This is a genomic window from Psychrobacillus sp. FSL K6-1415 (genome assembly GCF_038003185.1).
Taxonomy (GTDB): Bacteria; Bacillota; Bacilli; order Bacillales_A; family Planococcaceae; genus Psychrobacillus; species Psychrobacillus psychrodurans.
Genome location: NZ_JBBOOQ010000001.1, coordinates 1,798,194 through 1,812,125 on the forward strand (window position 1 = coordinate 1,798,194; position 13,932 = coordinate 1,812,125).

At 35.1% G+C, this 13,932-nt stretch carries 16 protein-coding genes; 14 read left to right on the forward strand and 2 right to left on the reverse strand.

The features are described 5' to 3' along the window. Positions 1 to 37 precede the first annotated feature (37 nt). Positions 38 to 718: a zinc metallopeptidase gene (locus tag MKY60_RS08390; RefSeq protein ID WP_090561743.1), complete on the forward strand. Its 681-nt coding sequence runs from the start codon at positions 38 to 40 to the stop codon at positions 716 to 718. 426 nt (positions 719 to 1,144) lie between these two features. Here MKY60_RS08390 and MKY60_RS08395 read toward each other — a convergent pair whose 3' ends face one another. Further along, the gene (locus MKY60_RS08395) at positions 1,145 to 2,014 is read right to left on the reverse strand and encodes a YitT family protein (RefSeq protein WP_241598817.1); all 870 of its coding nucleotides are present in this window, start codon (positions 2,012 to 2,014) and stop codon (positions 1,145 to 1,147) included. Between the two features lie 102 nt (positions 2,015 to 2,116). Between MKY60_RS08395 and MKY60_RS08400 the strand changes: the two genes are divergently transcribed. The 9 genes from MKY60_RS08400 to panD all read left to right on the forward strand — a co-directional run bounded on the left by MKY60_RS08400 (position 2,117) and on the right by panD (position 9,275). Then, on the forward strand, positions 2,117 to 2,449 hold the full coding sequence (locus MKY60_RS08400; protein WP_340929479.1) for a nucleotide pyrophosphohydrolase: 333 nt from the start codon (positions 2,117 to 2,119) through the stop codon (positions 2,447 to 2,449). Positions 2,450 to 2,451: 2 nt separating this feature from the next. Beyond that, positions 2,452 to 3,228 (forward strand): 4-hydroxy-tetrahydrodipicolinate reductase, encoded by a 777-nt coding sequence (gene dapB, locus MKY60_RS08405; RefSeq protein WP_090561737.1) that lies wholly within the window; start codon positions 2,452 to 2,454, stop codon positions 3,226 to 3,228. 10 nt (positions 3,229 to 3,238) lie between these two features. Next, a complete protein-coding gene (gene mgsA / locus MKY60_RS08410; protein WP_090561735.1) occupies positions 3,239 to 3,646 on the forward strand; it encodes a methylglyoxal synthase in 408 nt (135 codons plus the stop codon). A 12-nt stretch (positions 3,647 to 3,658) separates the two neighbouring features. After that, positions 3,659 to 4,789 (forward strand): N-acetyl-alpha-D-glucosaminyl L-malate synthase BshA, encoded by a 1,131-nt coding sequence (gene bshA, locus MKY60_RS08415; protein WP_093494666.1) that lies wholly within the window; start codon positions 3,659 to 3,661, stop codon positions 4,787 to 4,789. Continuing rightward, positions 4,767 to 5,981 carry a CCA tRNA nucleotidyltransferase gene (locus MKY60_RS08420; RefSeq protein WP_340929481.1) on the forward strand — a complete coding sequence of 405 codons (1,215 nt, stop codon included), beginning with the start codon at positions 4,767 to 4,769 and terminating at the stop codon, positions 5,979 to 5,981. Before bshA ends, MKY60_RS08420 begins: the two co-directional genes overlap by 23 nt. Further along, positions 5,965 to 6,954: a biotin--[acetyl-CoA-carboxylase] ligase gene (locus MKY60_RS08425; protein ID WP_340879488.1), complete on the forward strand. Its 990-nt coding sequence runs from the start codon at positions 5,965 to 5,967 to the stop codon at positions 6,952 to 6,954. The genes MKY60_RS08420 and MKY60_RS08425 overlap by 17 nt, the downstream gene beginning before the upstream one ends. 218 nt (positions 6,955 to 7,172) lie before the next feature. After that, positions 7,173 to 8,030, forward strand: coding sequence for a 3-methyl-2-oxobutanoate hydroxymethyltransferase (gene panB / locus MKY60_RS08430; protein WP_340879490.1), 858 nt, complete (start codon positions 7,173 to 7,175; stop codon positions 8,028 to 8,030). Beyond that, the gene (panC, locus tag MKY60_RS08435) at positions 8,005 to 8,835 is read left to right on the forward strand and encodes a pantoate--beta-alanine ligase (protein ID WP_340929483.1); all 831 of its coding nucleotides are present in this window, start codon (positions 8,005 to 8,007) and stop codon (positions 8,833 to 8,835) included. Before panB ends, panC begins: the two co-directional genes overlap by 26 nt. A gap of 56 nt (positions 8,836 to 8,891) precedes the next feature. Further along, positions 8,892 to 9,275 carry an aspartate 1-decarboxylase gene (gene panD, locus MKY60_RS08440; RefSeq protein WP_090561723.1) on the forward strand — a complete coding sequence of 128 codons (384 nt, stop codon included), beginning with the start codon at positions 8,892 to 8,894 and terminating at the stop codon, positions 9,273 to 9,275. A gap of 252 nt (positions 9,276 to 9,527) precedes the next feature. Here panD and MKY60_RS08445 read toward each other — a convergent pair whose 3' ends face one another. Then, positions 9,528 to 10,532 (reverse strand): nucleoid-associated protein, encoded by a 1,005-nt coding sequence (locus MKY60_RS08445; protein WP_340929485.1) that lies wholly within the window; start codon positions 10,530 to 10,532, stop codon positions 9,528 to 9,530. Positions 10,533 to 10,768: 236 nt separating this feature from the next. Between MKY60_RS08445 and MKY60_RS08450 the strand changes: the two genes are divergently transcribed. From MKY60_RS08450 to MKY60_RS08465, 4 genes are all read left to right on the forward strand, one after another. Continuing rightward, on the forward strand, positions 10,769 to 10,981 hold the full coding sequence (locus MKY60_RS08450) for a hypothetical protein (protein WP_241598824.1): 213 nt from the start codon (positions 10,769 to 10,771) through the stop codon (positions 10,979 to 10,981). A gap of 180 nt (positions 10,982 to 11,161) precedes the next feature. After that, the gene (locus MKY60_RS08455; RefSeq protein WP_340931077.1) at positions 11,162 to 12,166 is read left to right on the forward strand and encodes an ROK family transcriptional regulator; all 1,005 of its coding nucleotides are present in this window, start codon (positions 11,162 to 11,164) and stop codon (positions 12,164 to 12,166) included. A gap of 29 nt (positions 12,167 to 12,195) precedes the next feature. Next, complete coding sequence (locus MKY60_RS08460; RefSeq protein ID WP_340929488.1) at positions 12,196 to 13,425, forward strand: MFS transporter; 1,230 nt, start codon at positions 12,196 to 12,198, stop codon at positions 13,423 to 13,425. 165 nt (positions 13,426 to 13,590) lie between these two features. Next, positions 13,591 to 13,929, forward strand: coding sequence for an ASCH domain-containing protein (locus tag MKY60_RS08465; protein ID WP_340931078.1), 339 nt, complete (start codon positions 13,591 to 13,593; stop codon positions 13,927 to 13,929). The last annotated feature ends 3 nt before the right edge of the window (positions 13,930 to 13,932 follow it).

Consider the following 13,932-nt stretch of genomic DNA (forward strand, 5'->3'; position numbering starts at 1 on the left):
AAATAAATAGTATAGATTAGAGAGGGGGAAAAGAAACTTGGTTTCTTATCTCATATACTTTGCGATAATTTTATTATTGCCTTTGTATGCACAAATGAAAGTTAAAAGAACGTATAAAAAGTATTCAAAAGTTCGTTCTACTTCAGGAATGACAGGTGCTCAAGTAGCAAGAACAATTCTTGATGCAAATGGTTTGAATGATGTTCAAGTTGTTGAAAGCAGAGGATTTTTAAGTGATCACTACAATCCAATGACAAAAATAGTAGCATTATCTTCTCACAACTTTCATGAAGCATCTGTTGCAGGTTCTGCGATTGCAGCACATGAGGTTGGTCATGCTATTCAGCACAAAGAATCATATTCATTTTTAAGTTTACGACACAAATTAGTACCAGTTGCTAATATTTCTTCTAATGCTTCCTGGATATTCATTATGATAGGTATGCTAGCTAGCTTCTCAAATCTTTTATTAATAGGGATTGTGTTGTTAGCTGCTGGTGTTGTATTCCAAATCGTTACGTTACCAGTGGAATTTAACGCTTCAAACCGAGCTATGAACCAAATGGTGTCTCACGGCATTATTCGCAATGAGGAAGAACCTCATGCGAAAAAAGTATTAAATGCAGCCGCATTAACCTATGTTGCTGCAGCCGCAGTCGCTGTTTTAGAGTTGTTACGTTTAGTATTGATCTATACTGGAATGACTCGGAATGATTAAGAGTATTTAAAAGAATGGAGGGCGATGACAGTAGTCATCCTCTTCATTTTTTTTAGTGTTCCGTAAACATTGGGTTCTCGATGCTTTCCGAGGGCATGTCTCAATCCTTCGTTTAGCTGCGGAAATTAACGGCATATCTAGACTTCTGTTGAAGACGTTCAGGCGTCTTTTTACCCGATTTATTATAACTTTAGATAAAAAATTAAGGAGGAATTTTCCTTTTCCGCAAGTAAATCATTCTATGGAGCAAGTATTTGAAGAAGATGTGAAAGTAACTGATAAGAGAAAGCGAATAAGTCTCTAGAGGAAGCAAATAAATGGCGCATTAAAAAAACCGCTATGTATGTAAAATCTTTTTAAATTGCAGTGGAACGCATAGTTAGAAAAAGGATCACCCAAGTAAAATACTTGAATAATCCCTTAAAACTATTCTATCGGATTTTTCTCATCATCTAATGTGAAACCTTCACCCATTACATCTTTTACTTCTGTAATAGAAACAAATGCATGTGGATCAACTGAGCTAATAACTGATTTCAGCACACTTATCTGGTTTTTAGCTACAACACAATAGATTACTTCACGACTACTTTTTGTAAAATGTCCATGACCATTTAATATAGTTACTCCGCGAGATAACTTATTGGTAATCAGATCTGCAATTTCATTTTGTCTTTCTGAAATGATAAATGCACCTCTAGCAGAATAAGCTCCTTCTTGAACAAAGTCAATGACTCTTGCACCTACATATACGGCTACTAGGGTATACATCATAGAACGCTCATTTAAGAAAGTTGCCCAAGATAATAAAATGACAAATGCATCGAAGATAAACATAGTTTTACCCATGCTCCATCCCTTGTATTTAAATACAAGACGAGCGATAATATCTACGCCTCCAGTTGTACCTCCATATTTGAAAATAATTCCTAAACCTAATCCTACAAAAACGCCAGCAAATAGTGATACGAGAAACAGGTCATCTTCTAATCCTAACTGGAATTCATAAATATTAAATATCTTTAAAAATACAGATACTGAAATGGTCCCTATTAATGTATAAGCAAACATTTTCCGGCCGAGCAGCTTCCAACCTATGATGAACATTGGTATATTTAATAAAAGGTTCATCAAGGCTACATCCCAGTTGAATGCAAAATATAAAACGAGAGTAATACCAGAAAATCCACCCTCTCCAAGTTCGTTTTGCATATTAAAATGAACAAAGCCAAAACTATAAATGGCTGCTCCCAAAATAATCATTACAATATTTTTAAATTTAAGCCCAAGTCCCATTGTTCCACCTCACTTATTAGTTCATACTAAAGTTATTATCGATTATTTCGATGCTTTTGACAACTAGCTGATATTTTTATTAGGATATAGGAGGGATAAACAATGGAAGAGAAAAAAACGTTGTCCGAATTACAACTAGAGGTAGATACATATATAAATCAATTTAAAGAAGGTTACTTTCCACCTATGGAGCTATTAGCAAGACTTACTGAAGAATTAGGGGAGCTCTCTAGGGAGGTTCAACATAAGTATGGGACAAAGAAAAAGAAACCTACAGAAGTGGAAAAAGAAATTGCTGATGAAATGGGAGATTTCTTTTTTGTACTAATGTGTTTGGCAAATACGGAAGGTATAGATCTTCAGCAGTCACTAGAGCAAGTCTTAAACAAATACAATACAAGAGACAAAGATAGATGGACGATCAAGGAGGACTAATAATGGTCATTAAAGTAGCGATAGCTGGCCCTAGGGGTAAAATGGGAAAAGAAGCAGTAGCAACGGTTATAAAGAACGAGAATTTTTTATTAGTATCGGTTTTAGATTCTAAAAAAGATATGGAGTGCTTAGGAGATAATATTCCCATTTTCACATCTTTAAATTTATTGATCGAGCAGACAGAGCCTGATGTATTAGTCGATTTGACTGTTCCTTCAGCTGTTTTTGAACATGCTATGACAGCACTTGAATATGGTGTAAGACCAGTTATTGGTACAACTGGCTTTACTGATTTACAATTAGATACATTACGTAACAAAGTAGAAGAAAGACAGGTAGGATGTATTATTGCCCCTAATTTTTCTATTGGTGCTGTCCTTATGATGAAGTTTGCACAAACAGCTGCAAAATATTTACCTAATGTAGAGATTATCGAGATGCATCACGATCAAAAGGTAGATGCCCCTTCAGGAACAGCTATTAAGACGGCTCAAATGATTCAACAAACACGTACTTCAATGGAACAAGGTCATCCCGAGGAGGAAGAGACAATTCAGGGCGCAAGAGGAGCAAATATGGATGGCATGCATATACATAGTGTCCGATTACCTGGTTTAGTTGCACATCAACAGGTACTACTTGGGGGAGAAGGTCAATTGCTAACTCTACGCCATGATTCTTTTGACCGTGCTTCCTTTATGTCTGGAATTGTACTGTCCATCGAAGAAGTTATGAAACGTAATATACTGACTTACGGTTTAGAGGATATTATTTTATAGGAGGTAAAAGATGAGAATTGCATTAGTAGCACATGATCAGAAAAAAGAAGATTTAATACAGTTTGTAACTGCCTTTAAATCGATATTAGAGGAGCATGACTTATATGCTACCGGAACAACAGGTACTAGAATTATGGATGAAGTTGGCTTAAAAATATTTAGATATAAATCAGGACCGCTAGGTGGAGATCAACAAATAGGTTCTGCAATTGCAAATAACGAAATGGATATGGTCATATTTTTCCGGGATCCGCTTACAGCTCAACCTCATGAGCCAGATGTAACTGCACTCATTCGACTTTGTGATGTATATCAGATTCCACTTGCAACAAATATGGGAACAGCTGAAATACTGTTAAAAGGAATAGAACAAGGTTTTTTAGATTGGCGTTTATTGGAAGAGAGACGTTCACGTTAAGGAAGTGGTTAAGTGCGTAAATTGAAAATAGGTATTACATGCTATCCAACAGTAGGTGGATCAGGTGTAATTGCAACAGAACTAGGGAAGATGCTTGCTGCAAAAGGGCATGAAATACATTTCATCACATCAGGGATCCCTTTCAGATTAAATAAAGTATATCCGACAATAACATTCCATCAAGTGGAAGTGAATAGCTATTCTGTTTTTCAATATGCTCCATATGATATTGCATTAGCCAATAAAATGGCAGAGGTAATTGTTGAACAACAATTAGATGTGTTACATGTCCATTATGCTATTCCTCATGCAGTGTGTGCTATTTTGGCAAAAAATATGGCAAATTCAGATATTGGCATTGTTACAACTTTACATGGAACAGATATAACAGTGCTAGGATATGATTCGTCGCTAAAAGGTGCGATTAAATATGGGATAGAAAAATCGGATGTAGTTACTGCGGTATCTAACTCCCTTGCTCAAGAAACAATGGATTTAATAACCCCGAATAAAGAAATTGATACGATATATAATTTTATAGATGAACGAGAATATACTAAAAAAGATCCTGGTAATCTAAAAGAATTATTAGGTATCAAACCTGCTGAAAAAGTAGTTATTCATGTTTCTAACTTTAGAAAAGTGAAGCATATACCTGATATAGTGGAAAGCTTTAAACTTATTCACCAGGATGTTCCAGCTAAACTTTTGTTGGTAGGAGATGGTCCTGAAAAACATCCTATTATGGAGTCCATTAAAGGCACCTCCGTCGAAAAGGATGTACTGTTTTTAGGAAAACAGGAAAGTTTATCTGAACTATATGCAATTTCAGATCTTATGCTATTACTTTCTGAAAAAGAGTCATTTGGTTTAGTGCTATTAGAAGCAATGGCATGCGGTGTACCATGTATTGGAACAAATGTCGGTGGGATTCCTGAGGTTATTACAAATGGGGAAAATGGATATATCGTTGAATTAGGAGATTGGAAAAAGGTAGCGGAATATGGTGTGGAAATTTTACAAAACCCAACATTACATAAACAAATAGTAGATAGATCATTTGAGATTATACAAGATCGATTCAGTTCCCAAAGTATTGTGGCGCAGTATGAAGAGATGTATGAAAGAGTGGCGAGAAAATAGCGTTATGAAAAATCGGTGGCCAGCAGCTTATAAAATAATTGATGAACTGGAACAAGCAGGTTTCGAAGCATTTGTAGTGGGAGGTGCTGTCCGAGACTTTATACGTAACGCTCCAGTAAACGACGTGGATATTACCACAAACGCCACACCGGATGAAGTCAAAAAGATATTTACTCATACGATTGATGTTGGAATTGAACATGGTACTGTATTAGTTGTATTGGACGAGCCAATTGAAGTAACTACTTATAGATCTGAATCGACATACTCAGATTTTAGAAGACCAGATGGAGTTAAATTTGTTCATACGTTAACAGAGGATCTTCAAAGACGAGACTTTACGATAAATGCGATGGCATTAACAAAAGAAGATGAGTTAGTCGATTATTTTGGAGGAAGACAAGCTATCGAGGCAGGAATAATTCAAGCAGTTGGTAATCCTCAGTTAAGATTTTCAGAAGATGCATTGCGAATGCTTAGAGCAGTTAGGTTCTCGGCACAGTTAAATTTTACACTTGATTCTGAGACGTTTAATGCAATCCGTTCCTTGCATGCACTTATTGGACATGTTTCCATTGAAAGAGTGAAAGTCGAGCTGGAAAAAATATGGCTAAGTGAGTTTCCATACAAAGGCATGAAACTTTTTGTAGACAGTGGATTATCGAGCATTTTTCCGGGAGATTGGGAAAGAAATTTACAGAGTTGGGTCAACTTCTCTAGTTTTAATCTTAAAGCAAATGGGTGGGCATTCTTTGTACTCATTCAGTCGATAGAGGAAAATGATATTAATGAGCTATTAAATCATTATAAATGTTCAAATGATGAGAAAAAGCATGTTAAAAATGTTATTCAAGCAGTTCATAATTTGTTAAATGGCGCTTGGACGGTTGATGAATTATTTCAATATAGTGATGAAGTTTTAAGGGTAGCGTATCACTATGGAAAATCCATTCTTTCAAACTGTATAGCTCTTCCGCTTGAGGAATTTTTGCTTCAAAAACGTGCTATTCCGATTAACTCCAAAAAAGATATAGTTGTAAACGGAAATGACTTTATGCAATGGGCAAACAAAAAAAGAGGTCCATGGATAAAAGAAGTATTAGACATATTAACAAGCATGATAGTCAATGGTCAAATAAAAAATGACAGACATGATATAAAGGAATGGTTTTCTCGTGAATATCTCCATTAAAGAAAAAATTCTATCTCAACTAATAAATGCAAAGGGTGAACCGGTCTCTGGTCAGAAGCTTGCTGATGAATTACATATCTCACGGACCATGATCTGGAAGCATTTGAAAAGTATTGAAGAGGATGGCTATGTTATTGAAGCCATCAAAAAGAAAGGCTATGTACTACAGTCTATACCTGATTTAGTTACTCCAGAGCAAATCATTCCTAATCTGAATACGAAGCAATTAGGAAGAACAATAGACTATTATACAACTTGCGAATCTACTCAAATTATTGCGGCTGACAAAGCACGTGAAGCTGCCCCACATGGTACAGTTGTCATTGCAGAGGAACAAACTGATGGAAGAGGAAGATTAGATCGAAGCTGGAACTCAACTGCAAATAAAGGTATATGGATGAGTGTTATTATTCGTCCAGCAATTAGTCCCCAGTTCGCTGCTCAATTCACACTTGTTTCTGCCGTAGCAATTACACAAGCAATTCAAGAGGTGACAAATCTTACTCCGGAGATTAAATGGCCAAACGATATTCTTATTAACGGAAAAAAAGTTACAGGTATTTTGACCGAGTTACAGGCTGATATGGATATAGTCCATTCCATAATTATAGGAATTGGAGTTAATGTAAATCAGGAACTGAGTGCATTTGAAGAATCCATTCAAAAAACCGCTACATCATTGAAAATAGAGAATGGTGAAGAGATAGATCGTTCATTATTAGTAGCTAAAATACTTTACTATCTTGAAAAGTATGGGGAGCTATATGTAGAAAATGGCTTTAAACCTATTAAAATTCTTTGGGAAAGTCATAACTGTACGATTGGGAAACGCATACGTGCCACTACGTTACAAGAAACCCTCGAGGGAGTTGCCCTAGGTATTACAAATGATGGCGTTTTAGAAATAAAGTTGGATAGTGGTGAAATACGTGGTGTGTATTCTGCAGATATCCATTTACTAGGGAAAAATTAATTTGGACGGATTCATATTTTTTTGTTATTCTGTATGTGTTGGGCAGTATCTTATTGAACTGCACCTTTAGAAAAATCTTATTAACTAAATAGTCTGCCTTGATCTACATGACAGGGACGGAGAAAACCTATGAACATAATTTTTCTGCCCTTCTGTCCAAATGGAATAGAAGGGTTTTTATATGGTTTTCTCTTCACAACAAATGGAGGGATAATAGTATGAAAACGACGAGTAATTTTATAAGTATGAAAAATAACAATGAGAAAATTACGATGATGACAGCTTATGATTTTCCGACTGCAAAATTTGCAGAAGAAGCAGGAATGGATATGATTCTTGTGGGAGATTCACTAGGTATGGTAGTACTTGGCTATGATACTACTGTTTTCGTAACGATAAATGACATGGTTCATCATGGGAAAGCTGTTAGACGTGGAGCGAAGGATACTTTCCTAGTTGTAGATATGCCTTTTGGAACGTTTCATACTACATTAGACCAAGCGCTAACGAATGCAATACAATTAGTGCAACAAACAGGGGCACAGGCTGTGAAACTAGAAGGTGCGGATGATGTATTACCAGTCATCGAAAAGCTGACGTTTGCAGGTATTCCAGTTATTGCTCATCTTGGTTTGCTGCCTCAATCTGCGGGCGTCCTAGGTGGATATAAAGTACAAGGAAAAACTGCAGCGGCTGCAGAAAAGCTAATAGAGGATGCAAAATTATGTGAGAAAGCAGGAGCATGTGCGGTCGTTTTAGAATGTATTCCACATCAACTGACAGAACAAATTTCTAAAACTTTAACAATCCCGACTATTGGTATTGGAGCAGGTCCAGCAGCTGACGGTCAAGTGTTAGTTTTCCATGATATGGTGAAATACGGTACACATCATATTCCTAAATTTGTGAAGGAATATGCAAATGTTGGTGAACCAATTTTAGAAGGAATAAAGCAATATGTAGAGGAAGTTAAAAGTGGTATTTTTCCTACACTAGAGCATTCCTTTACGATGAAGGAAGAACAACTTTCCGCACTTTATGGAGGCAATCATGCAAATAGTACAAACGATAAATGAGCTTAAAAATATAATCACTTTAAATAAAGAAAAAACAATTGGCTTCGTTCCAACGATGGGTTATTTGCACGAAGGACATCTCGCATTATTAAATAAGGCAAGAATCGATAATGACATTGTTGTGGCAAGTATTTTCGTAAATCCTGCTCAATTTGGACCAAATGAAGACTTAGACCGATACCCAAGAGATATTGAAAGAGATACACAGTTAGCGACTGATGCAGGAGTGGATATATTATTCCTACCAAGTGCTAGTGAAATGTATCCTTTTGAAAGCGGCATTACCATAAATGTGGGGGTTCTTTCGACAAAGCTATGTGGGGAGAGCAGACCAGGTCATTTTGATGGAGTACTTAAGGTAATTACTAAGCTATTTAATCTTGTTCAAGCTACGAATGCCTATTTTGGACAAAAGGATGCGCAGCAACTAGCTATAATTGAGACATTTGTGAATGCGTACAACTTTCCAGTACAAATAGTACGTATACCAACAGTGAGAGAACCAGACGGACTTGCTAAAAGCTCCCGTAATGTATTTTTAAGTGCTCAAGAACGTGATGAGGCAGTTCAATTATACCAAGCATTACAGTTAGCCAAAATAACATGGGAAAAAACAAATGATTTAACTTTGGCAATTGCAAAAGGGAAAGAACATATTGAAAGTAATACGTCAGGTAAAGTTGATTATTTAGAGGCATTGTCATATCCAGATTTGCAGAATGTTACTGGCGAAACGAAGGAGATTTTATTTGCGACAGCTGTATTTTTTGAGAATGCTCGTTTAATAGATAATATTTTAGCTTAAATAGCCGATTTCATTTGCTTTTAAGAAATTTATATAAGAAAAAGGATGTGTAACAAATGCTACGTATGATGTTAAATGGTAAAATTCACCGCGCAGTTGTGACGGAAGCGGATTTAAATTATGTTGGAAGTATTACAATCGACCAAAATATACTAGATGCTGTTGGTATGTTACCAAACGAAAAAGTGCATATCGTTAACAACAATAACGGAGCTCGTTTTGAAACATATATTATTTCAGGTAAACGTGGAAGTGGAGTGATTTGTGTAAATGGTGCAGCAGCACGTCTAGTTCAACGTGGAGATATAGTGATTATTTTATCGTATGCATATGTGATGAATGAAGAGGCACAATCCCATAAGCCAACAGTTGCGATTATGAATCAAGATAACTCTATCGATCAAATCATCCATTACGAACCTGAAGCTACAGTAATGTAATTTGAAAAAGAATCGATCTACTCATGAAGATAGTGAAAATTGATTTTTTAGGTAGGGGTTTTTTTAGATTTTCTGGTAACTTATAATCCGAGCTAGTTCCATTTCAATTACTTAGTTTATCTAGTATGCGAGTAAAGCAAAGAGAGTGGAAAAGTATAATTATTTAAAATGAGCCAGATCGAGTTAATATCCTCGATCTGGCTTTTCTTCTAGTCTTTCTTGTACTCATTAGATTTTAGTGAGTCTTAAAGTTTAAATTTCTTCTTGGAAATAAATTTTATAAAACTTCCGATTGGTTGATTCATCAAAGCCAACTTCAATCAGCTCATCGATTTGTTCTATATCCCGTACATTTACTTGAATCTCGATGTTAGAATCTAGTTTTATTTTACGTTTATACGTTTTTTCTGCTTTTGCAATAGCACTCTCAGAAATAACTGTTTCATAAGCTTTTACTGAATTGACGATAATATCCTTTTGGACTGAATCGGTTTTTTCAAATACTGTTTCAATATAGCTATCTACTTGGAATTCTTCTTCATTTCTAAAGTAATCGAGTGTTTTATTCAAATAACCCAATTTTTCCGTGTTTGTGTAGTTTTCTTCTTTAATGATATATTTTTTACACTCTGTTAATGCTAGATTTGTTTTATGATAATGTTCATCAGCTACTTTAATCTTAAGAAAACGCTCTTGCCAATATACGACATCTTCTTTTTTCTTCGTTTTCATAAAAACAGCAGGTGCTACGTCTGGTCCCATGTCCATGATGACAGCCATATTATTGATTTTTTTTACATTAATACCGTCGATCCCGTTCACTATCATTTTGTTTTGTTCATTTTTTACATCTAAAAACATCTCTTTTTCATCGATTTTTACGATGGCTATCACCTTTTTCACTTCTGTATGCCATAAGCAGTTATCGAATAATCCTATAAACAATTCACCGTTTTTAATATTAGGGTGCTGAGATACACTTTTTAAATGATTGGCAATATGCTTGGATTGTTCATAAAAGCTGCTATCTTGATCAAAAATTGAATTTACAAATGTATAGACTTCGTTTAATCCTATATTTGATTCGTGAAAAAACTCGTATTGCTGCTCTAAATCAATTTTGTTAAAAGCTAATTGAGTAAAAGCTGCTTCCAGCATAGTCTCTGGTTGAGAGAATACCCCATCTCCCAAAACAAGCGTATCTCCTACATAATGGACTACATACTGTGTTAATTTACTTTCACTTACTTCTAGCATGGACTTCTTCACCTTCTAATCTTTAGTTGTAGATAGTTTACCATATCATACTTCTTATGATATTTTCATAGGTTTTTTATTTAATAGAGGAATGTTGGAAAATAATGTTAATCTAGTAACTAATCAGTAATATTTATAGAGGGATTATTGACTAAAGAAACTGGAACCTCTATTACATTTAAACGTATTAAAGGTTAGGATAGATAGGTTCTATTCAAATAGGAGGTTTTCTAACAATGATTATATATAAAAATAGACTTTTTACAGCATTTTTTTGGATACTAGTTATTACTTTATTTGTAGTAACTTCATTAATAATTGCATTTAGTTATCTCAATACTTCAGAAATAAATATAGCTAGTACACGCTGTTATGAAGTTGGTGGTGAAGTTATATTAAAAATCCATAATAATATCACAAGTACATATTCATTTGAATGTAAAAAATAATAAGATTATTTTATTAATCAGAAATATCAAATAAATTAATTGTTTTTGATATTTTCATATGGTATGTTATGAGAAATACTTATTAAAGGCTTTTAATAAGTTATTTATCCGTACTTATTAAAGTATTTTACTAAGTATATTTCGTAGGAGGTGACGTATGTGAATACTACTCCAAAATCTATGAAGAAGGAAATTCTTTCTCATATTCGAACATATCTTTTAGAATCTGATAGCGCAACAAAAGTAGAACTCAGCGAAAGATTAGAAATTAGTTTTCCAACAATAAGTAAGTTCATTGCACAGATGGAGATGAATGGTGAAATTATTTCAGTCGGTTTAGATGAATCTAGTGGTGGGAGAAGGGCAAAAAGATACAAGTACAATCCGGAGTATATGCTCGGCCTTGCTATTTACTTAGAAAAGGCCGAGACCAATTATGTCATTTTTAATTGTTTGGGAGAAATAAAGGAACGCGGAGATGTTTCCAGTGTATTAGAGGAGAATGATTTGCATTTATTAACTATGTGCATTGAAAGAGTAGTGAGTGATTATCCAAAAATTAATTCTATCGCAATAGGGGTTCCTGGTTCAGTTGATAATGGGAGGATTTTTTATATACCTGGATATGAGCAGTTTCAAAATTTGGATGTAAAAGGATTCTATGAGGATCATTTTTCTATACCCGTGGTTGTAGAAAACGATATGAATGCTGCAGTTCTTGGATATCACCAAAATAGAGGAGTTAAGGACAATCAATCGCTCGTATATTTGTATTCCGGTCAAAATGGTCCCGGTGCGGGATTGTTGATAAATGGAAATGTAGTGCGAGGAAATACATTTTTTGCAGGAGAGGTTTCTTTTGTACCTCAAAATAATAATCAAAATTTCCGGCAAGCGTTGGAAAATGGACCTAAATATGATGATATAGCCTTTTCCATGGATTATCAGATCGAACCGATCAGCAGTTTAGTAGCATCATTAACAGCCATCATTAATCCACATACAATCATTTTTTGCAATGATGAAGTAGATGAAGAATTTATAGAGAAAATTGCCATAGCAAGCTCTAAATATATACCACCAGAACATCTTCCGAACCTTACTATAAGTGATTGGAGGCAGGATTATTTATATGGACTACAAAGTCTTGGAATTAATCTTCTTATAAATGAAACAATTCAGTAAAAATATTTAGAATGTAGATGAGGTGAATTATGGCAACATTTCTTTTGATAATCATTTATTTGGCTTTTATCAGCTTAGGTTTACCAGATTCCTTGTTGGGGTCTGCATGGCCCGTAATGCAGCCAGACTTTGGAGCTCCACTCGAAACTGCAGGAGTTCTTTTTATGACAATAGCAGGTGGTACAATTATCTCGAGTCTGATTAGCGGAAGGGTACTTAAACGTTATGGGACTGGAAAAGTCACATTTGTTAGCGTACTAATGACTGCTGTAGCTTTGCTTGGATTTCATTTTGCTCCATCAATCGTTTGGTTAATTGTATGTGCTGTTCCACTTGGACTAGGAGCAGGGGCTGTTGATACAGGTTTAAACGATTATGTAGCTACTAATTATAAGGCACGTCATATGAGTTGGTTACATTGTTTTTGGGGAGTCGGTGCAACTCTGGGACCAATTACTATGGCACAGTTTATTTCAGAAGACAATTCCTGGAGAAGTGGGTATTTGGTTATTTCTGGTGTTCAGTTTGCATTGGTTATTATCCTTCTCTTCACTTTGCCTATATGGAAAAAGGTTAGCAGAAAGAGCGATATTACAATACAGGATGAGCGTGAAGACTTAAAAGTTGAACTTGAAGAAGGCGATAATAATATAAAACCCCTAAAAACTAAAGGAGTTAAATTGGCACTTTCTTCCTTCTTTTTTTATTGTGGGGTTGAAGCAACAGTTGGTCTTTGGGGAAGCAGTTTCTTAGTAAATGTCAAAGGGTTGAGCGTAGTAACTGCTGCTGGGTGGATTTCTTTTTATTATGCAGGGATAACTATTGGTAGATTAATAACTGGGTTTATTACTTATAAAATCACTAACCGTACGCTTATACGGTGGGGACAAATAATAGCTTTGATTGGTACTATTATTTTAGTTTTACCATTGCCGTCTGTTTTCTCACTTATTGGGTTTATAACTATTGGATTAGGTTTAGCTCCAATATTTCCATGTATGTTGCATGAGACACCAACACGTTTTGGGAAAAAAAACTCACAGACAATTATGGGCTATCAAATGGCGCTTGCGTATACCGGTACAACTTTCATGCCACCACTTCTTGGTTTCATGGCCTCTCAGTCAACAATAGGAATTTTCCCAATTGCTATTGTAATATTTGTTGTAGCAATGCTTCTGAGTTCAGAAAAGTTAAATATAATAATGACGAAGAAGGATGTTTATAAAAGGAATGATACAAGCTCAACAACACTTTAAGTAGCGAGATTTATTTAATGATACGTGAACATATAACAGGTGCTATTCTTCAAGAAGTAGAATGGCATTTTTTATTGAAGTAAAGTAAATAGGCATGTTAGGGAAGGAAACTGAAGAGAATGGAGAAATAAATTAGGGAAGATGGGTGAATTAGTAGTGAGTGAAATGGTACATCAAATGGGTCTATATGGAAATTATTTTACACCAATTAGAGAAGGTAAGAAGATTGTTGAGGTACGCTTAAACGATAAGAAGAGAAGGGAAATTAAAATAGGTGATACAATCGAATTTATAAGGTTGCCCGAACAAAGTGAAGTATTAAAAGTCCGAGTTACAAATTTAGGGATATTTGATACTTTTGAAGAAATGTATAGAAATATTTCGTTTGAAGACTTTGATTGTGGGGGTTGGTCTATGAAGGAAATGTTAGAAGGAACATATGACATATATACACCAGAACAAGAAGAAGAATGGGGTACATTGGCTATCACTATAAAATACTAAACT